At 53.8% G+C, this 24,452-nt stretch carries 20 protein-coding genes and 1 tRNA gene; 6 read left to right on the top strand and 15 right to left on the bottom strand.

The annotated features are described in order from the left end of the window. Positions 1-6: 6 nt before the first annotated feature. The 6 genes from AB1598_07320 to AB1598_07295 form a co-directional block, all read right to left on the bottom strand. Positions 7-450, bottom strand: a complete 444-nt coding sequence (locus AB1598_07320) for a ribonuclease HI family protein (GenBank protein ID MEW6144815.1) — start codon at positions 448-450, stop codon at positions 7-9. Next, the gene (locus AB1598_07315; protein MEW6144814.1) at positions 431-1,159 is read right to left on the bottom strand and encodes a C4-type zinc ribbon domain-containing protein; all 729 of its coding nucleotides are present in this window, start codon (positions 1,157-1,159) and stop codon (positions 431-433) included. The genes AB1598_07320 and AB1598_07315 overlap by 20 nt, the downstream gene beginning before the upstream one ends. After that, positions 1,156-1,287, bottom strand: coding sequence for a hypothetical protein (locus AB1598_07310; GenBank protein ID MEW6144813.1), 132 nt, complete (start codon positions 1,285-1,287; stop codon positions 1,156-1,158). Before AB1598_07310 ends, AB1598_07315 begins: the two co-directional genes overlap by 4 nt. Positions 1,288-1,315: 28 nt before the next feature. After that, a tRNA-Ile gene (locus tag AB1598_07305) sits at positions 1,316-1,389 on the bottom strand. 133 nt (positions 1,390-1,522) lie between these two features. Beyond that, entirely contained in the window at positions 1,523-2,407 is an 885-nt protein-coding gene (locus AB1598_07300) for a transglycosylase SLT domain-containing protein (GenBank protein MEW6144812.1), read from the bottom strand. A gap of 189 nt (positions 2,408-2,596) precedes the next feature. Beyond that, positions 2,597-3,013 carry an OB-fold domain-containing protein gene (locus AB1598_07295; protein ID MEW6144811.1) on the bottom strand — a complete coding sequence of 139 codons (417 nt, stop codon included), beginning with the start codon at positions 3,011-3,013 and terminating at the stop codon, positions 2,597-2,599. Between the two features lie 121 nt (positions 3,014-3,134). On the opposite strand from AB1598_07295, the gene thiD reads away from it, so the two are divergent. Next, the gene (thiD, locus tag AB1598_07290; protein MEW6144810.1) at positions 3,135-3,935 is read left to right on the top strand and encodes a bifunctional hydroxymethylpyrimidine kinase/phosphomethylpyrimidine kinase; all 801 of its coding nucleotides are present in this window, start codon (positions 3,135-3,137) and stop codon (positions 3,933-3,935) included. A gap of 16 nt (positions 3,936-3,951) precedes the next feature. Then, complete coding sequence (gene folD / locus AB1598_07285) at positions 3,952-4,806, top strand: bifunctional methylenetetrahydrofolate dehydrogenase/methenyltetrahydrofolate cyclohydrolase FolD (protein ID MEW6144809.1); 855 nt, start codon at positions 3,952-3,954, stop codon at positions 4,804-4,806. A 187-nt stretch (positions 4,807-4,993) separates the two neighbouring features. On the opposite strand, the gene folK is transcribed toward folD, so the two are convergent. Beyond that, positions 4,994-5,497 (bottom strand): 2-amino-4-hydroxy-6-hydroxymethyldihydropteridine diphosphokinase, encoded by a 504-nt coding sequence (gene folK, locus AB1598_07280; GenBank protein ID MEW6144808.1) that lies wholly within the window; start codon positions 5,495-5,497, stop codon positions 4,994-4,996. A 76-nt stretch (positions 5,498-5,573) separates the two neighbouring features. On the opposite strand from folK, the gene AB1598_07275 reads away from it, so the two are divergent. Further along, positions 5,574-5,849, top strand: coding sequence for a 4a-hydroxytetrahydrobiopterin dehydratase (locus AB1598_07275; protein MEW6144807.1), 276 nt, complete (start codon positions 5,574-5,576; stop codon positions 5,847-5,849). Between the two features lie 2 nt (positions 5,850-5,851). On the opposite strand, the gene AB1598_07270 is transcribed toward AB1598_07275, so the two are convergent. The 6 genes from AB1598_07270 to AB1598_07245 form a co-directional block, all read right to left on the bottom strand. Next, on the bottom strand, positions 5,852-6,130 hold the full coding sequence (locus tag AB1598_07270; protein MEW6144806.1) for a DUF308 domain-containing protein: 279 nt from the start codon (positions 6,128-6,130) through the stop codon (positions 5,852-5,854). Positions 6,131-6,204: 74 nt separating this feature from the next. Further along, positions 6,205-7,146: a MoxR family ATPase gene (locus tag AB1598_07265; protein MEW6144805.1), complete on the bottom strand. Its 942-nt coding sequence runs from the start codon at positions 7,144-7,146 to the stop codon at positions 6,205-6,207. Between the two features lie 11 nt (positions 7,147-7,157). Continuing rightward, positions 7,158-10,016: a preprotein translocase subunit SecA gene (gene secA, locus AB1598_07260; protein MEW6144804.1), complete on the bottom strand. Its 2,859-nt coding sequence runs from the start codon at positions 10,014-10,016 to the stop codon at positions 7,158-7,160. A gap of 146 nt (positions 10,017-10,162) precedes the next feature. After that, on the bottom strand, positions 10,163-13,672 hold the full coding sequence (smc, locus tag AB1598_07255) for a chromosome segregation protein SMC (protein MEW6144803.1): 3,510 nt from the start codon (positions 13,670-13,672) through the stop codon (positions 10,163-10,165). A 97-nt stretch (positions 13,673-13,769) separates the two neighbouring features. Further along, positions 13,770-16,328, bottom strand: coding sequence for a DnaJ domain-containing protein (locus AB1598_07250; protein ID MEW6144802.1), 2,559 nt, complete (start codon positions 16,326-16,328; stop codon positions 13,770-13,772). A gap of 28 nt (positions 16,329-16,356) precedes the next feature. Beyond that, positions 16,357-17,961 (bottom strand): SurA N-terminal domain-containing protein, encoded by a 1,605-nt coding sequence (locus AB1598_07245; GenBank protein MEW6144801.1) that lies wholly within the window; start codon positions 17,959-17,961, stop codon positions 16,357-16,359. A 275-nt stretch (positions 17,962-18,236) separates the two neighbouring features. Between AB1598_07245 and cofD the strand changes: the two genes are divergently transcribed. From cofD to cofH, 3 genes are all read left to right on the top strand, one after another. Beyond that, positions 18,237-19,163 (top strand): 2-phospho-L-lactate transferase, encoded by a 927-nt coding sequence (gene cofD, locus AB1598_07240; protein MEW6144800.1) that lies wholly within the window; start codon positions 18,237-18,239, stop codon positions 19,161-19,163. Positions 19,164-19,374: 211 nt separating this feature from the next. Next, positions 19,375-20,589, top strand: coding sequence for a 7,8-didemethyl-8-hydroxy-5-deazariboflavin synthase CofG (cofG, locus tag AB1598_07235; protein MEW6144799.1), 1,215 nt, complete (start codon positions 19,375-19,377; stop codon positions 20,587-20,589). After that, positions 20,576-21,781: a 5-amino-6-(D-ribitylamino)uracil--L-tyrosine 4-hydroxyphenyl transferase CofH gene (cofH, locus tag AB1598_07230; GenBank protein ID MEW6144798.1), complete on the top strand. Its 1,206-nt coding sequence runs from the start codon at positions 20,576-20,578 to the stop codon at positions 21,779-21,781. The genes cofG and cofH overlap by 14 nt, the downstream gene beginning before the upstream one ends. Before the next feature lie 12 nt (positions 21,782-21,793). Here cofH and rimO read toward each other — a convergent pair whose 3' ends face one another. Both rimO and AB1598_07220 read right to left on the bottom strand, forming a co-directional pair. Further along, on the bottom strand, positions 21,794-23,101 hold the full coding sequence (gene rimO / locus AB1598_07225) for a 30S ribosomal protein S12 methylthiotransferase RimO (GenBank protein MEW6144797.1): 1,308 nt from the start codon (positions 23,099-23,101) through the stop codon (positions 21,794-21,796). After that, complete coding sequence (locus AB1598_07220) at positions 23,098-24,216, bottom strand: AAA family ATPase (GenBank protein MEW6144796.1); 1,119 nt, start codon at positions 24,214-24,216, stop codon at positions 23,098-23,100. The genes rimO and AB1598_07220 overlap by 4 nt, the downstream gene beginning before the upstream one ends. Between the last annotated feature and the right edge of the window lie 236 nt (positions 24,217-24,452).

Here is a 24,452-nt window from a genome sequence, read left to right as displayed (position 1 = left end):
CTTCATTTAAAGATATTCATCAATGGCGAGGTTCGCAAGCCTGTCGGCTTCCCTGTTCTCTTCCCTGGGTATATGGCTGATCGTAACCCGGCTGAATCCTTCGATTAAGCCCTTCGCTTTTTTGAAGAGCTCCTTTATCTCCGGGTGCTTCACTTTCCATAAGCCGTTCATCTGGTTGGCGAGCAGCAAGGAGTCCGTAAAAATCCGGATTTCCTGGTCTTTGTGGCCGCGGGCCGATTCGAGGGCGGTTATAAGAGCCGTGTATTCGGCCTGGTTATTGGTGCGTGTTCCGAGGTATTTCTTGATTTCACGGGCCTTGCCGCCTTCCCCCTTGATCAGGACCCCTATGCCCGATTCGCCCGGGTTGCCCCTGGCGGCGCCGTCGATATAAATATCGATGCGGTCATCACCCGATTTCTTGAAAGGCAGGCTATCCTGTTTTAGCTTCACTCTTGGGTTCTTCTTCGCAGTAGAGGAATTTTTGGCAGTTGGGGCACTGTATCAGTCTCGATAGTGTCAGCACTTCGTTAAACAGCTGGGGCGGGATGTTCATATTGCAGCCCGTGCATACCTCGTTCCTCGCCAGCGCCAGCACGAAACCGTTTCTTTTCTTGACGCGCTCGTATACGGGTAGGATCTCGGGGCTGAGTCCTGATGCGATTTTTTCTTTCTCTTCCTTCTTCGGCTGATACTGGATTTTCAGCTCCTCTATCTTATCCTTGAAGCCGGCGATCTTGTCGCTGTATTCACTCTCCTTGCTAGCGAGTTCCTCTTCTTCTTTCGATAACCGGGATTCGGTTTCCTCGAGCCTCTCCATTTCTTCGAGAAGCTTTTCTTCAAGCTCCGAGTTCTTTCGTTTCGTATCCGCGATTTGCTTCTGGAGTGCCTCGTATTCCTTATGGGTTTTGATCTCGAACAGCTTCTGCTCGGCCTGTTTAATCAGTTCCTCGTTTTGCGCGATTTCGAGCTCCGTCCTCGACTTGCTCTTAAGTATCTCTTCCCTTGTTTTTTTTGAATTTTCCAGCTTTAACCTTGAAGTCTCTATCTCGTTTTCATAATCCGCGATTTTTTCGGGGTACTCTCTCAAGTTTTTTTCCAGTTGACTTAGCTCCATATCTACTCTCTGGAGCGTCTCGAGAACCAAAATCTGGTTTCTCATTTTTTTCTCCTTTTTTTTGCCGCGTTATTTTCGGAAAGAAGGGTTTTAATGATTCTTGCTGGAAATGTGGAAACAGGTATCGGGACTGATTTTGGGAGGCTGCCGCTCGTTTTAACTTCTATGCCCATTTAGAAAACTATAACCTCTTCTAAAGTGTGGGCCCACCCGGACTCGAACCAGGGACCAACGGATTATGAGTCCGCCGCTCTAACCAACTGAGCTATGGGCCCTCTGAATTAATTTAGTGAATTTAGAAGTCTAGATAAAAAACGGGGCTTTGTCAAACCGGCGCGCTCATATGCTTCACGAAACAGCGGTCTGGCATCATCTCCCCGAGCCTGCTTGCCGGAGGCGCGCGGCGGGTTATCTTTTTAAAGCGTAGCTTTTCGCCCTGAGCAATTTGTAATATCCGAGGACTTTTGCTATGTAGTCCGTCGTTTCCGGATAGGGCGGGATAGAAAAGCCGTGTTTTATGACGGCGCCCTTGCCCGCGTTATACGCCGCGAGAGAGAGGCTCATGTCCCCGTCGAAGTACTCGAGGAGGTCTTTCAGGTAATGCACCCCGCCCTCCATGTTGTCCTTAGCGTCGAACGGGTCATCTACTCCGTAATCGCTCGCGGTTTCCGGTATCAGCTGCATTATGCCCTGTGCGTTCTTGGGCGACACGGCGTCCGGGTCGAAGTTCGATTCGGCCTTTATCACAGCCTTCACGAGATATGGATCGACCCCGTGCTTCTCGCTCACGCTCAGTATGTCCTTGTCGTAGTCCGTTATAAATTCGTCCGAGAAGACGAACCTGGTTTTGCCGTCTTCGGGAAGGATTATTCTGTACCTCGAGAGTGCGGACGGTCTGTTAAAAACGACGGTAGGCATTTTATTCTCGCACTCCATGGTCTCGAATTTTCCAGACCTCTCGATGAGCACGGCGCAGTTGGATATCTCGGCTACCTTCACGGTTTCCGAGCTGACGAGGTCGAGTACGTCCCCCCGGACGTACGATCCGAGCTCCCCGGTGACGGGGTTCTTTATCATCGCTTTAGACACCCCGCCGCTCGTGAGAGTTCCCAGGAGGATCAGGCGGAGGTCCGTGTTCGTTACCTCGACCGAGAGGATTTTGTTCTTCCCGGCGGGGGATTCCGCGGCCGGGTCGTCTTCCGGGTATGAGTCGGCCGTATTGACCGTATAAGCGGTTATAGGAAGTATGACGATTATTCCCGATAAGACGAGCGTAAGAAGAGGTTTCTTCATCGAGTGAGATACTCTTTGAGAGACTACTTTCAGAATAAATGATAAAGGGTCAAAAGTAAATAAAGATTATATGTCTTTACAATCCCGGAGTCCGCCTGATCAGGACTCCCCGGAATTTAAGACGGAATGCGCGGTAAGCTTTTGTCAACGCTGGAAAGTAATTTCTCTCTGCGGACAGGAGAGCCCCGGTCAGTTGCTGACGGGTACGAATTTATACGATTTAACGTCCCTGCCGTCCTTGGATTTCTTCACGGTCCCTATCGTGACTCCCATCTTCTGGCCGATTTTCAGTCCCTCCGGGTCACTCGTTTCGACCTGGGCCATGACCCTGACTCCCTCCGGAAAATCTACGAGCGCAAGCGCGTATGGGACGGGGAACTCGGGCATGCTCCTCCTTACGACCGTAAATGAATGCAGCTCTCCCGTGGGGCTGAGCAGCCTCTCTTCGACTTCGTCCGAGAAGCTTACCGGGTCGGCCAGGTATTTCGGGAAAGTCCAGTTATTAGACTCTTTCGAGTACCCCGCCACGAGCCTGACCCTGCCTTCATTGTCCACCTTGAAAAGCTCCGGGAACAGAACTTCGTCCTTCTCTGAAATCTCTGCCATAACTCCTATATCTCCTTCGGTTGTTTTCGCTGAGAATATATTACATTTAAATTTTATTTAGTCTAGGGCGCGGGACAGGCCTGTTTGTAATGGTTATAAAAGCTTTGTAGAATAAAGCGGCGTGGGTCGAAAGGTTCCGAGAGCACTGACAATTGCGGGTTCCGATTCGGGGGGAGGCGCGGGTATACAGGCCGACCTCAAGACCTTTACCGCGTTCAGGGTTTTCGGCATGTCGGCGATAACGTCCGTGACCGCCCAGAATACGGAATCCGTTCTGGGCATTTCGGACCTGCCGGCGGAGTTCGTCGAGCTCCAGATTGACGCCGTGCTCGGCGATATAGGAGCAGACGCCGTGAAGACCGGGATGCTCTCCAATAAAGATATCGTCTCGGCCGTGTCCAGGAAAATAAAAGAGTACGGGATAAAGAATCTCGTGGTCGACCCCGTCATGGTATCGAAGGGAGGGGATACTCTTCTCGACGCCGGGGCAAGGGAGGCATTGGTGAGCGAGCTCTTCAAGCTGGCTTTGATGGTGACACCTAACATCCCTGAAGCAGAGGTAATTACCGGGGTCAGGATATCGTCCTTATCGGGGATGAAGCAGGCGTCGGAAGCGATCAAGTCGATGGGCCCCGGATTCGTGCTCGTGAAGGGAGGCCACCTCGAAAACCTCGCGGACGCGATAGACGTTTTTTACGACGGGCAAAACCACTACGAGCTGAAAGCGCCCAGGATCGCGACAAAAAACACGCACGGAACCGGGTGTACTTATTCGGCGGCCGTTTGCGCAGCGCTTGCACAGGGATTTTCCCCGTTAGACGCGGTGAAGGAGGCCAAGGACTTTGTCACTTATGCAATAATGCGCTCTTTCGAGCTCGGGAAAGGGCACGGACCACTGAACCATTTCTGGAAATTCGATTGAGGAAGAGGAGTCACAAATGGCTGAAATCATCGATGGCAAGCTTGTCTCGCAGCACATACGGAACGAGGTCGCTGAGGGAGTGGAGAGGCTCAGGGCGGAGACCGGAATAACGGCCGGCCTCGCGGCCGTTCTCGTCGGGGATAACCCGGCGTCTGAAATATATGTCAGGAACAAAAGAAAGGCCTGCACTGAAGCGGGCATCTACTCCGAGGAGCACAGGCTCCCCTGCGAGGCGACCGAGGAGGAGCTGCTCGCGCTCGTCGAGAGGCTTAATGCGGATAACAACATACACGGCATACTGGTCCAGCTCCCTCTCCCTACCCAGATAAGCGAAACGAAAATACTGAGGGCGGTATCCCCTCTTAAAGACGTAGACGGCTTTCATCCCTATAACGTCGGTCTCCTCGTCGAGGGGAAGCCGAGGTTCATTTCGTGCACCCCGCACGGGATAATAAAGATGCTCGATTTCTACAAGATAGGCATAGAGGGCAAGGAAGCGGTGGTCGTCGGAAGGAGCAATATAGTCGGGAAGCCCGTCTCCATGCTTCTGCTCCACCGCCACGCGACCGTGACGATATGCCATTCGCGCACGAAGCCCCTGGGGGAGGTGACGAAGAGGGCCGATATTCTCGTGGCGGCGATCGGGCGCGCCGATTTCATCACCGCCGACATGGTCAAGGAAGGTGCGGTCGTAGTAGACGTGGGGATAAACCGGAACGACGAAGGCAAGCTCACGGGGGACGTGGACTTTGAAGGGGTAAACCAAAAAGCCTCCTACATCACGCCCGTTCCCGGCGGGGTAGGGCCTATGACGATAGCTATGCTTCTCTTTAACACGCTCGAATCGGCCAGGAATTTCGCAGCTTCGTGAAAAACGGTCTTTGCCTGTGGATAAAAGTCTCTTTCCCATAAAGCCGGTTGTCCACAAACAATCCGGCTTATATGCAGAAACGGTCTTAATCTCCTAAGACCGCTGCTTTATTTCTTAGCGACCTGCCTCTAAGCCATGTTGGTAATATATCCGGGCACCTGTTACGGAGCTGTTGACAGGCTGTTGGTTACTGTGGAAACAATGTGGACGGGTTCCCGACTTTTTCTACCTTCTTCGTATCCTCAAGTTTATCCAGCAGCTCGTAAACGCGCACTCCGAATCCCGGGTGGACGAGCCACGGGTCTATCTCGCAAACGGGCTCGAGAACGAACCTTCTTGCGTGGGCGCTCACGTGAGGGATTTTCAGCTCCTCCGTATCTATTACGAGGTCGTCGTAAAATATAATATCGATATCTATAGTCCTCGGCCCCCATGTCTCGTCCCTGATTCGTCCCAATCTCTTTTCAACTTCGTGCAAGCGGTCGAGCAGGTCCAGGGGATGGAGCGCGGTCTCTATCTCCGCAGCGCAGTTTATGAAGGGGGGCTGGTCTTCGCTCCCTACGGGCTCGGTCTCGTATGCCGATGAGACTCTCAGTATCCTGGCGAAGGCCGAGACCTCCCCGAGCGCTTTTTTACAGTTGAGCACCCTGTCCCCGAGATTCGACCCTATGCTGATAAAGACCCTCGGCATCCGTTAAGTTTAAATAACTATTTTTTGACTATCCATCCGCCCTCCATAAACTAAATAGAATGGGAGGTGAATCACAATGGCGCTCATGTCCGATGCGGAGATTGAGGAGGGTCTCTCGGGCCTCAAGGGCTGGGAGCGTAAGGGGAACGAGATCGTCAAGGTCTACAGGAACAAGAACTTCGTCGAATCCATCGGGTTCGTTAATAAGGTAGCGATACTGGCCGAGAAGGCGGACCACCATCCCGACATACTCATACAATACAAAAACGTGACATTGACTTTATCTACGCACAGCAAAGGGGGACTGACGGAGAAGGATTTCAAGCTCGCGGGGGAGATCGACGCTCTTTAGGATTAACTCTTTTTACCCTTTTCTATAACCTCGTAATCTTCCCTGTCGAGGACTATGGTCGTTCTGCCGTCCTCTTCGATGGTCCTGTATTTCTTCTTGCTGTTTGAAGAGAAAAGCCTCATGACCCCGAATATGATAAGGGCGACCCCCACCGCGATCCCGAGGAAGAATCCGAATACCGCGAGTATTGCGAATACCACGATCCCCAGTAAAAGTACGAGGGGTATGAGATATGCGGGCGGCTTACCCTGATAAAAGTAAATTCTTGGTCTGGGGTTCATTATTTCCTCCGCTTTCGATACTCATTCATATTAGAACCTTGATATAGTCTACCATGCGATACGCGGCGCTGCGTTCAGATCGGCACCTTTACGCTCTCGAGCACCTCTCTTATGGCCTCTTCCTCGCCGCCCCGTCCCATGTGACGCCCGCTCCTCAGAAGCACCCTGTGAGCGAGCACGGGGACGGCCATCTTCTTCACGTCCTCGGGTATGCAGTACGTTCTCCCCTCCGTGAGAGCGAGCGCCTGCGCCGCGCTCTTTAACGCTATCGCCCCCCTCGGACTCACTCCTAGCTCGAACATCTTCGGGTTCCTCGTCTCGGTTATGATCGCTAGAATGTAGTCCAGAATGGAATCGTCGGTCCTCACCCTCTCCGACAGTTTTTGGAGCATTACTACTTCCTCCTTCGATATCACTGGGTTTACGCCGTCCCACGAGTTTACGGGGCCCGACGTCGAGAGTATCCGCCTTTCGCTCTCGCTGTCGGGATAGCCTATGCTGATCCTTATGGCGAAACGGTCGAGCTGATTCTCGGGGAGCGGGAACGTGCCCTTGTATTCGAAAGGGTTCTGCGTTGCTACTACCATGAACGGCTGGGGCATGTCGCGGACGGTCCCGTCGATCGTCGCCTTCGCCTCGTTCATCGCCTCGAGCAGCGCGCTCTGGGTCTTTGGAGTGGCCCTGTTTATCTCGTCGGCGAGGACTATGTTCGCGAAAATGGGCCCGGGCTTGAATATGAAATCACCGGTTGATTGATCGAGTACGGATACTCCGAGAATGTCTGAAGGGAGCAGGTCGCTCGTGAACTGGATCCTCTTGAAGCTTAAGGCCGTCGACCTGGCTAGAGCTTGCGCCAGCGTGGTCTTGCCTACGCCCGGGACGTCTTCTATCAGCATATGCGACCTCGAAATGAGGGCCACTATAGCCGTTTTTACTATCTCGGGTTTCCCCTTTATGACGGCGCTTATGTTAGTTTCGAGGCTTCGTATCCTGCCTGAGAACTCGGACGGTTCCAACTGGTATTCCCCTACGAGGCGCCGCAGCATCTCTTGTATTTCTTCCCGCTTCCGCAAGGGCAGGGGTCGTTCCTCCCCACCTTCCTGTCGTGTCTCTTGACGGGTTTCTTGCTCTCTTCTTCCTCTCCCCTGCTGAGGGTCATGCGCTGCTGCTCGGCCCTCCTTCTCCTCTCGAGCCTCTCCATGTCGGTTTCGCTCACGGGCTGCACCCTGAAGAGCTTTTCGCAGACGTCATAGGAGAGGCGGTTCATGAGAGACGAGAACATCTCGAACCCCTCGCGCTTGTACTCGTAGAGCGGGTCCTTCTGCGCGTAGCCCCTCAGTCCTATGCCTTCCCTGAGATGATCCATGTTCAGGAGGTGGTCCTTCCAGAGGTAATCGAGTGTCTGGAGCATTATATATCTTTCGATCTGCCGCATGGTCTCGGGCGTTATCTCTGTCTCTTTCCCTTCGTAGTACTCGTGTATTTTCGTCCGTATGTACTCGGTCACGTCTTCCCTTCTCGTCCCGTTTCCGGTGAGCCCGGCCGTGTCGATCTGAATGTTGAACGAGCCGTGGACCGCTTCTTTCAGGTCGCCGCATGCGGCCTCGTCCATATTGCCCTTTTCCGGCACAGTTTCCGTGACGAGGTCCTCTATGACTTCGTCGGCCATTTCATAGAGGTTGTCCTTGAGGTTCTCCCCGCCGGCCAGGAACTCCCTCCTTTTCCTGTATACGACCTCCCTCTGCTTGTTGAGCACGTCGTCGTAATCGAGAAGGTGCTTCCTTATGTCGAAGTTCCTGCCCTCGACCTTCTTCTGGGCGTTCTCTATCGAGCGCGTGATCATTTTGTGCTCTATGGGCTCGCCTTCCTCCCACCCGAGCTTGTCCATGATCTTGGTTATCGTCTCGGACGCGAATATCCTCATCAGGTCGTCTTCCAGGGACACGAAGAACCTGGAAGAGCCGGGGTCGCCCTGTCTGCCCGCCCTTCCCCTCAGCTGGTTGTCTATCCTTCTCGATTCGTGCCGCTCCGTGCCTATGATGTGGAGGCCCCCCAGCTCGAGCACGCTCTTTTTCTCGCCCTCGCATACGGATTTCGCCTCCAGCATGGCCTCCTCGAACTGCTCCGGGAGGGCTTCATGAGGGTCTACCCTGAATTTTTTCCTGAGTATGTCCCTCGCCAGGTACTCGTGGTTTCCGCCGAGTATGATGTCCGTGCCCCTGCCCGCCATGTTCGTCGCTATAGTCACGCCTCCGATCCTGCCCGCCTGGGCGACGATCTCGGCTTCGTTCTCGTGCTGCTTCGCGTTCAGCACCTGATGGGGTATGCGGAGCTTCTGGAGCATGCCGGAGAGCCTCTCCGATTTTTCTATCGAAGTAGTGCCCACCAGTATAGGCCGTCCCTTGCCGTAGAGCTCCTTTATCTCCTCGACCACGGCGCCGAACTTCTCTCTTTCCGACTTGTATACCGAGTCGTTCCTGTCGGCCCTTATCATCGGCTTGTTGGTCGGTATGACGTTTACGTCGAGGTTGTAGATATTCTTGAACTCGAAGGCTTCCGTGTCCGCCGTACCCGTCATCCCGGCGAGCTTCCTGTACATCCTGAAATAGTTCTGTATCGTGATCGTGGCGAGCGTCTGGTTCTCGTTCTCTATCTCGACGTCCTCCTTGGCCTCGATCGCCTGATGGAGCCCGTCGCTCCAGCGTCTTCCGGGCATGAGCCTCCCCGTGAATTCGTCGACGATAATCACCTTGCCGTCCTTTACCATGTAATCGACGTCTCGGTGGAAGAGGTTATGCGCGCGGAGCCCCTGTATGACGTGGTGTAGTATCTCGAGGTTCGCCGGGTCGTAGACGTTGCTTATCCCGAGGGCCCTTTCGACCTTGTTCGACCCTTCCTCGGTCGGGGTTACCTGACGCGTCTTCTCGTCGAGCGTGAAATCGACCTCTTTTTTGAGCTTTACGACCACGTTGTTTATATCGTAATAGAGCTGCGTCGAGTCCTCCGACGGACCCGATATGATAAGCGGCGTCCTGGCTTCGTCGATCAGGATGCTGTCCACTTCGTCGACGATCGCGTAATTATGCTCTCTCTGGACGTAGTCGTTCAGAGAGAACTTCATGTTGTCTCTAAGGTAATCGAACCCGAACTCGTTGTTCGTTCCGTAGGTCGCGTGCGCCCTGTACGCCTCCTTCCTCGGGCACTCGACGAGCTTAGTCTTGAACGCGGCCAGCACGTCGAGGTTCTTCTCGGTCGGTATCTCCATTTCGGAGTATTCGGAGGGCCATACGCTCAAGTCGTTATCTATTGCGTGCTGAGCCCTTACGGGGTCTTCCCATTCCACAAGATAGGAAATTTCGTGGTTTATTACACCTATGTTAAGGCCTAGGAGCTTGTATATCGGTCCCATCCACGTAGCGTCGCGCCTGGCCAGGTAATCGTTCACCGTCACCAGGTGCGCCCCGAGGCCGGTGATGCCGTTCAAATACAGGGGCAGGGCGGCTACAAGCGTCTTTCCTTCCCCCGTTTTCATTTCAGCGATCCTGCCCAGGTGGAGCACAAGGCCGCCTATGAGCTGGACGTCGAAAGGACGCATGCCGAGGGTCCTCCGGGACGCTTCCCTTACGAGCGCGAAGGCCTCTGGGAGTATTTCGAGGAGCGCGTCCTCGAGCTTCGCGTAATGCTCCTCCTCCAGAGGATCGCCGTTCCCGTTCAGGCCGTTCTTTATCCTTTCCCTGTACTCTACGGTTTTTAACGCGAATGCGCTGTTGGGAAGAGACTGGAATTCGCTCTCGTATTCGTTGACCCTCTCGACAATGGCGCCCAGTCTCCTAATTTCCCTGTCGTTCTGGGAGCCTATTATTTTCTTCATTATGTAAGAAATCATTCGCTAATATTCCTCCGATACTGTGAAACCGATAAAAGTATAAGTGTAAAACCCCGGCATCACAAATTTTGCTTATTATACGGCGTCAGGCCCTCTGCAGGTTTTAAACCCGGATTATATTGAGCGGTCAGCCTATTGCGCGGATTTTAGCTCAGGTCGACCGAAACCACGGTCGAAGTGCCGGACTTGTTGGAAGTGATGCCGATCAGGGAATTCACCTGCTGCATGGTCTTCTTGTTATGGGTTATCAGTATCACTTGGGAATTCCTGTCTATTTCCTTAACGAGCTCGATGAAATAGGAAGTATTCCTGTCGTCGAGCGGCGCGTCTATTTCGTCGAACAGGAGGAAAGGTGCCGGCTTTATCAGGCAGGCTGCGATTATGAGGGCGATCGCGGAAAGGGCCTTCTCGCCCCCTGAAAGGAGCGTTATGGCCTGGAATTTTTTCCCCCTCGGCCTGACCATGACCTCCACTCCCGACTCCAGCATGTTCTCAGGCTCCGTCAGCACCAGCTTCCCTTCCCCGCCCCTGAAGAGACGGCTGAATATCTCCTGGAACTTCTGATCCATGAGCTCGAAGGTCTCCCTGAACCGTTTTTCCGATTCCTTGTCTATCTTGTTTATAGCCTTCCCGAGCGAATTGATGGCCTGGTTCAGGTCTTCCATCTGCTCGTTCAGGAATTTATGTCTTTCTTCGAGCTTGTTATACTCCTCAGGGGCAAGCAGGTTTACCGGCCCGAATTTTTCGATCTGCGCCTGGAGCTTCTTAAGTCTTGCTTCTTCTTCGTGAATATTTATCTCGGCGGGCTCGCCCCTCTCCGCCATACCCGATATTATTTCCGAAAGATTGGTCCTCTCGATTATATCGTTGATATTTTCCGCCTCGATTTGCAAACTGTTGAGGTCGAGCTCAAGCGAATTGTTCCTGAGCCTCAGATCGGAGAGAATTGTATTCAGGCTCTCCCTGTTCTCGTTAGCGGCCCTTGTCTCTTCTACGACGGTGTTCCTTTCCTGCCTCATCACCTGAAGCTTCTCTTCGTTTTCCGAAATGGCTTTATTTATGAGGCTTATCTCCTCGACCGTATACCTGTCCTTTTCTATAAAGCTCAGCTTCTCCTGTTTTTTCTCCTCGATGTTCCGTGATTCGAGCTCGATGCGGCTGTCTATGTCCCTTATCCTTCTCTCGAGCTCCGTTAAATCCTCGATGAGGCTCTTCTCCTTTTCTACGAGGGAAGCGCACTTGACCTTCTTTTCCGCGATTTCCCTTTCGACCGAGCGCTCCTCTTCCTCGGCCTTCTGGATTTTGCCCTCTACTTCCCCGAACCGCTGCTCAAGGACCGACTTCTCTGAATCGAGCCCCTCCAGTTTCACCCTCGTTTCGTCCATGAGCCTGAGCTTTTCGTCGGTCTCGGAGCCGGTCTTCTGGAGGTTCAGGCTTATTGCCTCGATCCGCCTCTCCAGCTTCTCGAGGTTATTTTTGAAATTGAGTATGTCTTTCCTCGTTTCCGCGTCGACGATCCCCGTCTCGACGAGACCGCTCTCGTAATCCTTTATTCCGGCGTGCAAGCCCTTTATCTCGAGCTCGTTGGCCTCGATTTCAAGGCCGAGCGTGTCTGTCTCGCGCTCAAGGCCGCTTATAAGGGTTTTGAGGTTTTCTATCTCCCTTTTCCTCTCGAGCACCCCGGGCTGCGCCGTTCCGCCGGAGATAACGCCGTCGGGGTGGAGGTAATCACCTTCGGCGGTGACGAAAGACGACCCCCCTCCCATTTCCGACTGCATTCTCAATCCTTCGCCGAGAGAGGGGACCATGTATACGCTGTTAAGGATGTTTTCGATTACGCTCAGTTTGTTGTCAAGGTGTACTATTTCCGAAAGCGGCCTCGAACTCGCAGGTCTTCCGTTTGACGCCGCTTTAGCCTCGATCCCCCTCGCCGGAACGAACGTCCCCCTGCCGAGGGAGCGCTGTCTCAGGGAATCTATAGCGCTCAGCGCCTGCGAGTTCTCCTCGACGAGTATCCATTTGATCTTATCCCCGAGCACCGCTTCCACGGCCTTCTCGTAGCCCTCGGGGACCGAAATGAAGTCGGATACCGTGCCGAGCACGCCGTTTCCCTTATGCTCGAGGATGTAATTCCTTATTCCCTCGGGGAGCCATTCGTAGTTTGCCTGTATCTGGTTGAGCACGGTGAGTCTCGAGGAGCTCTCGTTGAGCCTGTCCTGGACCCTGTCGTATTCCTCGCGTTTTGTTGCCTGCGCATCGCTCAGGGATGAGAGAGAAGCCAGCAGCCTGTCCCTGGATTCGGAAATATGCTGCCGTTTGGCCTCGTTCTCCGAAAGTGTCCGCTCGAGGTTCGAGATTTCTTCTGCTGCGGCCTTTCTCTCGAGCTCTATTTCGGAGAGCTCTTTCTCTATAACCTCTTTCTTCGAATAGAGGTCCTTTAATTCCTTTTCATAACCCAGCGCCGCGCCTTTGAGAGAGCTGTATTCGTCGAGTGTTTTAAAGAGGGAAGCCCTGATCCCCTGATGCTCCGCTCGGATCTCTGCAAACCCCGTCTTGATCGCCGCCAGCATGTTTTCTTTAGCGGCTATCTCCTCCTTCTCTTTTTCCAGTTCGAGGCCTACCTCTTCGAGCGCGCTTCTCTTGATCCCGGTCTGCGCCGCCAGGTTCAGGCGCTCGCCGCCCAGGAGCGCCGATTCGCTCTCTATCTTTTCGATGAACCTCTCGATGCTCGATATCTCTGTCTTTATAAGCTCCTGCGAGGATATCTTCGTCTGGAGCTCTGTTTTCGTCCTGTATATGCTGTTTTCGAGCTCCCTCACTTTATCGTCCGTGATCAGGGACTGGTTATTCAATTTTTTGAGGAGGTTAATGACCTGGATTATCTCCTCTTCGGACTTGGCAATAGATTGTTCGACGGCTGTTTTTTCCTCGCTTACGGTTTTCTTCTTATTTTCGAGTCTCTCTATCCTCGCTCTCAGTATCCCGGCTTCTAGCCTTCTCGATTCCTCCGAGAGCTCTCTGAATTCCTCCGCGTGCTTCGCCTGGAGACTCAGCGTGTCCATCTGTCTCTTCACTTCGCCCGCCATGTCCCTTACGCGGCTCAGGTTCTCCCTCGTCGTCTTGATACGGGTCTCGGTCTCCCTCCGCCTGATCTTGTACTTCCTTATGCCGGCCACTTCTTCGAGGAGCGTCCTCTTGTCTTCCGGCTTCGCAGTGATCATCTGGTCCACTCTGCCCTGTCCGATGACGGAGTAGGCCCTTGCGCCGGAGCCTGTGTCGATGAATATGTCCGTGATGTCCTTGAGCCTGCAGGGGACCCCGTTCAGGTAGTACTCGGTCTCTCCCGAGCGGAATACCCGGCGCTTGATCTCGACCTGCTCGAAGTTGTAGCTGGGGACGTTTTCCATAAGCAGCGAGACTTCGGCCATTCCGAGGGGCTTCAGGAACTCGCTCCCGTTCGAGATGACCTCCTCCATTACGTTCGCCCGCAGCTGTCTCGGGTTCTGCTCGCCCAGTATCCACCTGATGGCGTCGAGCACGTTCGACTTCCCGCAGCCGTTCGGGCCCACTATAGCGCTCAGGCGTAGGTCGAAATTGATGCGTGTCTTTTCGTAGAATGATTTAAAGCCGGTAATTTCCAGGGATTTGATTTTCATCGCCTAATCTAATCAGTGAAGATAATCAAAAGTTTAAAAAAAGTAAATATCCGAAGAGATAAAAAGGGTTGCGGAATTTCCCGGGAGGCGGGTCCGATTATTTTTTGAACAGGCTGGACCAGAAGTTTTTTTCGATCTTTTTGTCGTTCTTGATGCTCGTTTTGCGTGTCTTGATAAGGCGCACCTCCCTCTTGGCCTCGATGTAATCGGGGTCGAGCTCGATCGCCTTTTCGAAATACTTTTCCGCGTTCCTGAGGTCGTTGGCGTATTTGTATACGGATGCGAGGTAATAATTATTTTCCGGTATTTTATCGTTCATCTTCAGGGCCTTCTCGAGAGAGCTCTTGACCTCCTCCACGACAGCCGACTTGTCCCCTGCAGCAAGGAACCCTGCCCATGCGAGCGCCCCTAAATACGCGGCTTCGTCGGGGTTCATGTTCACCGCTTCCCTTATCTTCTTTTCCGCTTCGGCGTAATCGCGCTGGATCAGCAGGGTTATGCCCTTTTTAAAGGTCATTTCCGCTTCATATATGTATTTCGCCTGCGACTTGAGCACGGAAAGCTCCTCGTGCGAGTCGTATTGCTCCCTTTTATCCCTTTCGGATAGTGTCTCGTAGGCGGTCGAGATCTGCGTGAAAATTTCTTCCGCCTTTGCCCTTATCTCCTGGTCCGCGTTTGGATTGACGTCGGGATGGTAGCATTTTACGAGTTTATAGTAGGCGTCTCTTACCTCTTCCGGAGAAGCCTCCTGAGATACGCCCAGGATTTCGTAATAATCTTTTTGCTGCATCGTCGAGTGGAACTCGGCTACCCGCTCGTTGAAATCGGCGGAATGCGGTCTTAGCGTCGAATCTTCCTCCGTCTCCCCGGCGAACGCCGGGCCGGGTGACTGGCCCGCGAAAATAAATTCTACCTTGGACTCGGCGCCGGCATCGTCTTCCCCCTCGTCCATAGCGTCCTTGTAAGGCTGAAAGAGGCTGCTGAAGCCGTCTTCCGCCACGGCGTCCCGGGGCTCATTGCCCGAAGGACGATCGAGCTCTAACTCCGGCTCCGGACTCCCGTTCTCGAACCGTCCCTCATCCCGGAACTGCAGGCCCAGGAATGCTTCCCCAACCTCCGCTGTTAAGTCGTCCCCTGTTTCCTCGTCCTGATCGATCTCAATTTCATGGACGTACGAGCCCGCCGTGGGCTCTTCTCCCGAGACTCCTTCCGCCTCCGTTCCGGCCGGATAATATACAGGCTCATTCCCGCTCTCTTCCTCCGGGGGCTCAACCGAGGATTCGATGGATTTCACCTGCTCGGCATCCGCCTCCTCCATGCCGGACGGCGGCCCGAACCATGCCGCACTCTCCTCTGCTCTTTCATTCGCCGGCTCAGGCTCTCCACCTTCCTCTTCCGCGCCTGGGTATGAATGATCGGCGGGCTCTTCGTTTTCGGTATAGGAGTCGCTCTCAGCCCCTGCTCCGCGCTCCGCCTCTTTCATTTCCCCGAAGATGCTCTCCGTATCCGCCGGGACGCTCGCTTCTCCTCCCGTGCCCGCAGCCCTCTCTTTCTCTCTCGTGAGTTTCTCTATCGAAGCCCTGCCGATCTCATCGGGCGACACGCCCGTTATCTTCACCAGCTTGAACAACGACAGGAAATAGAGGAGCTTGAGGGTTTCCTGCCTGTCGAGCCTCGACCCCTCGAGTATATCCCTTACTGTTGACCTCTCCTTGAGGAGCTGCACGAACCTGAGCTCCCTGGGCTTGAGCCCGAGGTTGTTGATATCGCTTTTCAGCCTCGGGTCGGCGACGATTGTCGGGTTCGCTTCTTCGAGGCTCTCCACGTCTATATACCTCCTTACGCCTTCATAGATGATCTTGGACAGATCGACCTGATACGAAACTATCCTGTCCGCGAAATCGTCACCGCCTTTGAATACGTATTTCCCGTTTATGTAATAAAACCCCTTGAGTATTTTTTCCTGTATCTGGAACTCGAGAAAGCTGTTCAGCTCGTGGGGTGAGGTGATGCCCATTTCAAAAAGTATCTGGCCGAATTTCTGCTTGTTTTTCGTAGCTATGTCCAGCGCTTTTTCATACGTCTGTTCATCGATCCTGCCTCTGTCGAGGAGTATCCTCCCTATCGCCGTCTCAATGTCCCCCCCTTCCGCGAACACGGGGCTGCCGTTGATAAAATAAATGATAAGGTTCGTTTTCGATGATATGGACAGGATTCCGCTCTTCTTCTTGTGGTATATATCGACAAGCAGGCTCGGATAGAACGTGGTGCCCAGGCTCCCCTCGTCCCCTCTGTCGGGGGAATCCTCTGTCTCCGGGTTCGAGTAACTGGCCTTCAGAAAGTCGAAGAGGCGGTTTATCTGGGATTTGTCGTCGAAAATCAGCACCGGCTTTATCCCGGTTCCTATTGACTGACCGCTGTTGAAGTCAACGACCTCGAACTCGCTTGAGCCCTCGACGGCGTCTCTGTACGTATCTATGGGTTCCTGGGAAGTGTTCTCGAATACGGCCAGATCGGGTTTTTCATAGAAAAGCCTTTCTACGCCTTCCTTGTAATCCAGTACCACGGTCACAAACAGCTCTCTCAGCGCCAGGAACTCCTTCAAGACATAGCAGTAGTCCCTGTCAGAACCTATTATTAGAGCTCTTTTAGACAATTTTATCTCCGACCCTTTAACGCCGCCGTCATCCCTGTGACGGGAATATCTTTGTGTTAGGCACTATCTCCGCCTGCCGTCTCAGGTCCTGTATCATTCTCTGTATGACCTGGGAACGCTGGTTCTGGAGCTCCTGTTCCATCAATGCGTCTTTTGCTCCGTTAAAATCCTCGGGGCTCGCGCTTTTTACTTCCTTGACCGATATGATGTAGAACTTGTCCGCATCGTCATAGATCCTGTTCGGCACGCCTGACTCCGGGTCGAGCTCGAAGGCTTCCGAGCTCAGCAACCGAGAATTTAACTGAGGCACACTCTCGGAGCGTGAGAAGAATCCTGTCTCCTTCAGCTCGAGACCGAGCTTCTGGGCTTCAGCAGGGAGGTTTTCATCCTTCACGCCTTTCAGCTTCTTAAGCGACTCTTCGGCTTTCTTTCTGGCGACATCTTTGGATTTTTCCCGCTTAATGGATTCTGCCGCTTCCTCTTTCGCCTCTTCGAAAGTTTTTTCCCTGGGAGGCGTTATCTGAACTACTTCCATAACCCATATACTCGTCCCTACGGGAATCATGGCAACTTTGCCCTTGTCTGTGCCGAATGCCTGCCTTGTGACCATAGGCGGTATGTCGCCCGGATTATCGTTTAATGAAAACGGTCCGCTCTCCTTAATCGTTTCTGCGGAGTACTCCTTCGCGAGCGCATCGATGCCCGCGCTTTCGCTCCCGGCATTATCGAGCCTCGACAAGAACTGCTGGCGAAGCCCTTCCGCCTTCTGCGCTTTGAGCCTGGACTCTATATCTTTTTTGGCTTCGGCAAGAGGCACCTGCTTTCCGTCCACTGTCTTGAATTCTTCCGGGTAGGCGTTGTAATAAGAGGAGATTTCGTCTTCCGTTACGGTGACGTTCTTTTCGAACGTTTCCGGACTGAGCGTGAAATACCTGATCTGTCTCGTCTCGGCTGTTTTCAAGTCGCCTTTGTGGCTCTGATAGTAGAGCTTTATCTCTTCCTCGCCCGGTGTATAGGAGCCTGCCGAATCCTGTCCTGAGAACGTGATGTAATAAAGGTTGATCTTTTCGTTCTGCCTCTCGTATACGTCCAGCAGGTTTTCTTCCGTAATGAGCGCGGTCTCATCGAGGAATCCCGCGAACTTCGCGGCCAGGAGCCTCTCCCTGTACCAATTCTCGAATTCCCCGATATCCTGCTGAAACGCCTGCTCCACGAACTGTTTATACCTGTCACTTCCGACGAACTTCCCGTCTATCTGGAAGCTCGGGTCCGATTTGATTGCATTATCTAGCTCTTCATCCGTTACCCTGAACCCTAGACTCTTGGCCTTCTGAGCCAGGAGCTTGAGATTAATCAGCTGATTGAGGGCTATAATATTGATCTGGTCGAGATACTCCGCGGGTATTTCGCCTTCGCCGCCGAACTGTCTTTTAAGGCTGTCCCTCATCAGGTAGAAATTGACGATACTTACGTCCTCCCCGTTCACCTTAGCGGCTGTCCTGTTCGGGACGTCTGTGATTGCCCCGAAATCGCTCAGGTTGTATCCGATGCCTATGATGAACGCGACGGCGATAAGTATCAAAATTCCTCTGATAAACCAGCTGTGCCTGTTCCTGATGAAATTGAGACTCATTTATTTATTTTCCCCTTTTATGCTGAATTCTTATAAAAATCTATATCACTTCCTCTTCAGTTTCAACAAGGCGGGGCCCGGACCCGCGTGTGCGCGGCATAAACAGGCCGGTCGAATGACGGTTCTCATTCCCGCCCTTATTATCCGTAGGCAGGGCCCGCCGCTTCACTTGACAGTTAAGACACGCTCAAATATTCTTAAGCCCTTCTCAACCTGGATTTAGATTATGTAAGGAAGCGGTTTTTCATTTTCTCATTTCTCGAAGGTTAATCCCAATGATAACAGCACTTGGCGGAGGTGTCGGAGCCGCTAAATTCCTTGAGGGTCTCGCCCGCGTTATAAACGGCGAACCGCTGTCTGTGATCGTAAATACCGGCGACGACATAGTTTTGCATGGTCTCAGGGTCTCTCCGGACGTCGATACTATAATATACAGGCTCTCCGGCCTGATAGATGCCGGGAAGGGGTGGGGGGTGAGGGGCGATACGTTCGAATGCCTGGCCGCGCTTTCGAGATTCGGATCCGAGACCTGGTTCAATATAGGGGACGTCGACTTCGCCACGCACATTTACAGGACGCAGCTGAGGCAGAAGGGTTTCACGCCTTCGCAAGTCACGGCGGAGCTGGCAAAAGCTTTCGGCATAACTGAAGGCATACGAGTCCTCCCGATGACGGATGAGGACGTCGAGACATGGATAGTGACCGACGACGGGGAGATGCACTTTCAGGAATATTTCGTGAAGCGGAAGATGAGGCCCGATGTGATAGAGGTGGTTTTCAAAAATATCGAAAGAGCAGCGCCCGCCCCGGGCGTTGAGGAGTCGATAAGGGACGCCAGGGTCGTTATTCTTTGCCCCAGCAACCCCATCATAAGCATAGGCCCTATACTAAACGTAAAGGGCATCGGTGAAGCGCTCAGGGCCTCAGGCGCGAGGATTATCGCCATAAGCCCGCTTATAGGGGGGGTGCCGCTCAAAGGGCCTGCGGACAAGCTTATGAGGGGGCTAGGGCTCGAGGTGTCGTCGGCCGGCGTGGCTAGACTCTACCGGGACTTTCTCGACATCATGGTTATCGACAGGGAGGACGCCCGGGAGGCCGAGCGGATAAGCGGGATGGGGATCAAGCCCGTCGTGCTCGACACGGTGATGTCCGACCCTGACAAGGCGGCCCTCCTCGCCTCGGCCGTCCTCTCCGAGATTTAGCCGGCTCCCGGACCTCCTTGACAAGTTTTGCCCGTTTGTGCTAATGATTAATAGGTTAATCCGGGGTGATAACCGCAGCATACATCGTCGTAATCGGACTTTTATCTGAATAAATATCTGGTTTAATTATATATCTGGGAGAATTATGACTGCTCTTGATATCAAATCGATATGCTGTTCCGGGCCCGCCCCTGCGGAATATGCCCGGGGCATGACGGGCAACCTATCGATTGCGGCCGGAACGGCTCCAGGCGAGCTCGGGGAAATACTCGCCAGGGCCGAGGGCGGCGAGTCCCTTAGCCGGGATGACGCGGTTTCGCTTTCTAAACTGGGAAGGGAAGAAATACCCTTCCTCCTCACGACCGCGTCGAAACTGAGAGACAGGGGCAAAGGTAAGACGCTCACGTTTTCGAGAAACGTGTTCGTCCCACTCACTCAGCTCTGCCGTAACCGCTGCGGATACTGCACGTTCAAATACGAGCCCGGCGAGGGCCCTCTTTTCCTCACGCCTGAAGAGGTCATAGACATGGCTAGAAAAGGGGCGGAGCTCGGCTGCACAGAGCTCCTCTTCGTTACGGGAGACAAGCCCGAGCTCATGTACCCTGTGTACCGGGAGGCGCTCGGCAGGCTCGGATATAAGAGCACGGCCGAATACCTTATCGCCATGGGCGAGGCGGGTTTGAGGGAGCGCATATTCCCTCATACGAACCTGGGCCTGGCTACTAGGGACGAGCTCCTGGCATTCAGGGAATCTAACCCCAGCATGGGCCTCATGCTCGAGAACATCAGCCCGAGGCTCCTTAAGAAGGGCCAGGCGCATCACGGGTGCCCCGATAAAGTGCCCAGGCACAGGATGAAGACGATGGAGTTGGCAGGCGAGCTCGGCATACCCTGGACTTCGGGGATACTCGTCGGCATAGGAGAGACCTGGGAGGAGAGGATTGACTCCCTCTACGTATTAAAGGAGCTGAGCGACGCCTTCGGACATATCCAGGAATTGATAATCCAGAATTTCAGCCCCAAGCAGGGGATAATCATGGAGAAGTACCCGCCGCCCGATTTTATAGACATGCTCAAGATAGTGGCGATCGCGAGGCTCGTATTCGGGGAGGTAATGAACATACAGATACCGCCCAACCTCAATCCCGACACCTATCCTCTCTTCGTCGACGCCGGCGTGAACGACCTCGGGGGCGTGTCCCCTATCACGATAGACTATGTCAATCCGGAGGCCCCCTGGCCCAAGCTCGACATGATGAAAAACGTCGTAGAGGAAATGGGCTTTACTCTCAGGGAGAGACTCCCTGTTTACCCTGAATTCATAGACGATAAGTACATCGACGACGATCTGCTCAAGCTGGTAAGGGGTGCCGTGGACGAGCAGGGATACGTCCCTTCCGAGGAGGCATCCGATGGAGCATATTAAAGACGCAGTCAAACGCATAGAAGAGAACAGGAGCCTCGGGCTCGACGGCATTTTGCGCAAGGTTAATGGCACGACCGGCAGGATACTCAATAAATCTCTCTCGGGCGGCGAGATTTCCGTCGGAGAAGCCGAAGAGCTCTTCAATATAACCGACCCTGACGAGCTGTCGGCCCTGGCTATAACCGCGGACGAGATAAGGAAAAAGGACGTCGGAGACGTCGTGACTTACGTCGTCAACAGGAACATCAACTTCACGAACATCTGCAACACGTACTGCGGCTTCTGCAATTTTATGGCGCCCGAGGGCGACGAGAGGGCTTACTTCCTGTCCATGGACGAGATCGCGGACAAGGTCAGGGAGGCGTGGGAGATAGGGGCCACTGAGGTATGCATGCAGGGCGGCATGCATCCCGACATCGACGGGAATTTCTATATAGAGCTTATAAAGGCCGTTAAGAGGGCCGTGCCCGAGATGCACACGCACGCCTTCTCCCCGTTCGAGATCTATTACGGCGCCGAGACTCTCGGCATAAGCGAAGAGGATTTCATAGACAAATTAAAAGACGCCGGACACAACACTTTCCCCGGCACAGCGGCCGAGATACTCGTCGAAGAGGTGAGGAAGATAATCGCGCCGAGGAAGATGCCCACAGAAGCCTGGATAAGGATAGTGAAGAAGGCGCACAGGGCCGGCATGAGGACGACCTCGACCATAATGTACGGCCATGTGGACAAGCCCCACCACTGGGCCGAGCACATAGGCATACTGCGGGACATACAGAAAGAGACGGGCGGGTTTACGGAGTTCGTGCCGCTCAGGTTCATACCCTGGAACACGCGTCTCTACAGGCACTCCAAGGGCAAGGTGCAGGAGGGCCCCGGAGACCTCAACCAGCTCAAGATGTACGGCGTCTCGAGGCTCATGCTCAGGGGATGGATAAACAACATACAGGTCTCCTGGGTTAAGCAGGGCCCCGAGTTCGCGCAGTTTTCGCTCACGGCGGGGGCGAACGACTTCGGAGGCACACTCATGGAGGAGCAGATTTCCCGCTCGGCGGGCGCGAGCTATGGGCAGTACTTCCCGCCCGAGGAGTTCAGGCGCCTCACGTGGGAGATAGGCAGGATTCCCGCCGAGAGGACGACTACCTATGGAATAAGGCAGATGTTTTCCCGCAGTGAATCCGGGCAGTGATTGTACGGGTTTTTATTCGGGAACGACTTCCCCGTGAAGGTCGTAAATATCCGCGCCGGTGATTTTTATCCTGACGAGGTCGCCCGTATCGAGCGGCTTGGTTCGTTTAACGTAGGTCAATCCGTCCACCTCGGGGGCCTGCGAGGCGATCCTGGCAATGTAATTCCCGTTCTCTCTCCCTTCGATAAAACCCTCGTGAATCGTGCCGATGTGCGATTCGTTCCTTCTGAGCGACACTTCCGACTGGACCTGCATCAGTCTCTCGTACCTTTCTTCTTTTACATCCTCCGGTATCTGACCTGTCATTGCGCCCGCCGGTGTTCCTTCCTCCCGCGAGTATTTGAACGCGCCCGCCCTGTCGAAGCCCGTCTCCGCGACGAATTCAAGGAGCTCTTCGAACTCTTCTTCCGTTTCCCCGGGGAACCCTACTATGAACGTCGTGCGGAGCGTCAGATTGCCGACGCGGCTCTTCAGCCTGTGAATGATGTCCCTTATCCTTTTGGCGGGGGTCTTCCTGTCCATGAGGCCCAGTATACGGTCGCTTATGTGCTGGAGCGGCATGTCTATGTAAGGTAGTATTTTTTCCTCGTCCGCGATGAGGCCTATGAGGGAGTCCGTGAGCCCCCACGGGTAGCAGTAATGGATCCTGATCCATTTCACGCCTTCGATTCCCGCGAGCGCCATCAGCATCTCCTCGAGATTGGTACCTATGTCTCTGCCATAGCTCGTCATGTCCTGCGCTATGAGGTTTATCTCCCTGACCCCTTGACCGGCCAACCGACTGACTTCTCCGGCAATAGATTCGACCTGTCTGCTTTTCATCGTGCCCCTCATTTTGGGGATAATGCAGAAGGAGCACGTCCTAGAGCAGCCTTCGGACACTTTGACGTACGCATAGTGGGCCGGCGTGAGGAGCACCCTCGGAGTGTCGGGGTCGTAGAGAGTCCCGGGAGGGTTCCTGTGTATCTTTTCAGGCTGGATTTCGTTTAGTGCCTCGTTGATCCTGAGCAGGTTCCCCGTTCCCCAGAACGCGTCCACTTCAGGCAGCTCGCGGCTGAGCTCTTTTGAATACCTCTCCACGAGGCATCCGGTTACTATTAACTTGCGGCAGCTCCCCTCTTCCTTCCTCTTCGATAACTCGAGTATCGTCTCGACTGATTCCCTCTTCGCGTCGCCTATGAACCCGCACGTGTTTACGATTATCACTTCGGCGTTCTCTTCGGTAGAGAGCTCGTGTCCCGCGCTTTTGAGCGCACCAGTCATTATCTCGCTGTCTACAAGGTTTTTCGAGCAGCCGAGGCTTACGATCGATATCTTCATGCGCGTCTCTTGACTATGTGAGAAACCCCGCCCGAATCGAGTGTAAGCACGACTTCCCCTTCGTCGCCCTTGCCGAAAGTCTCGAAGGCGACCTCTTCCAGGTATTTCGATATGATCACGTCGAGACCCCTCGCGCCAGTCTGCCTCTTGAGGGCTTCCTCGATGATGAAATCCACGACATTGGGCTCTATGTGCAGCTTGAACCCCTCTTCCTCGAATTCCCTCTGATAGTTCTGCACCTTGATCTGGATGATCTCCTTGAGCGTGCTCCTGTGTAGGGGGGCGAAGGGGACTATCCTGTTGAACCTCGATATGAGCTCGGGGAGGAACCCGAACATATGGAATTTCGTTATATCGTCGGCTTCCTCTTCGGTGAGGTTATAGGCTATCGATTCCTCGTCTCCTCTCCCTTCCTCGAGCGCCTGCATGAACCCCACTCCCTTCCTCTCGAACAGGTTCCTTATGCCGGAGAAAGCCCCAACGGCGAAGAACGTTATATCCCGCGTGGAGATGAGGGCCCTCGGCCCCCTGCTCGAGAACCCGAAGTCGAGCGGAATCTGAACGTCCGTGCCTTCGAGTATCTTGAGGAGCTCCCTCTGGACTCCGTATCCCGAGACGTCTTTCGTCGTGCCCTGCCCGGCGAACCTGGCGCTGCTGTATGCGCCTGCGATCTTGTCGAACTCGTCGAGCACGATCACTCCGCACTCCGCGATGTCAATGCTTTCGTTGGCGGCGTACACGAGCTGGACGAGTATGTTCACGACGTCGTCCCCTACGTAGCCCGACTCCGTGAATTTGGTCATGTCGATGATAACGAACGGGAGCTTGAATATCTCCCCGAAGAGGAGCTCTATGAGATAGGTCTTCCCGCACCCGGTCGGGCCCATCAGAATGGAATTCGGTCTCGGCGGCAGGTTGGCCCTGGGGGTGTTCTTATTGTGGAGGAGCTTCAGCCTCTTGACGTGCCTGTAAGAAGCGAGGGATACGGCCTTCCTCGCGAGCGGCTGTCCCCTGTATCCGAGCTTTTCGAGCTCGCTGTATATCTTTTTGGGCGAGGGAAGAGGCACGGTCTGTATGAAATCCTTGACGTAGTAAACCTTCTCTCCCCTTCTCATCGGTTATCCGGCCTCGGAAATTACTATTCTATAAATTTTACGATCCATTTTCAAGTTATCCACCATATTATACCAGCACGATAAAACAAAAATCACTTTTTAATAAAGACCGCCGCTTCTATATCGGAGGCTCATTCTAATTCTCTCCTTTAAGTATGCATTTTAACCGGTTGGTGCTCTGGATTTGCCTTCGTTGACTATTCAGGTCATGGGACTTATAATTTGACCGTATAAGT

The organism is Thermodesulfobacteriota bacterium (genome assembly GCA_040754335.1).
Lineage (GTDB): Bacteria > Desulfobacterota_D > UBA1144 > Nemesobacterales > UBA2774 > 2-12-FULL-53-21.
Note: the sequence above shows the minus strand (reverse complement) of the source record. Positions and strands in the feature narration are given on the sequence as shown.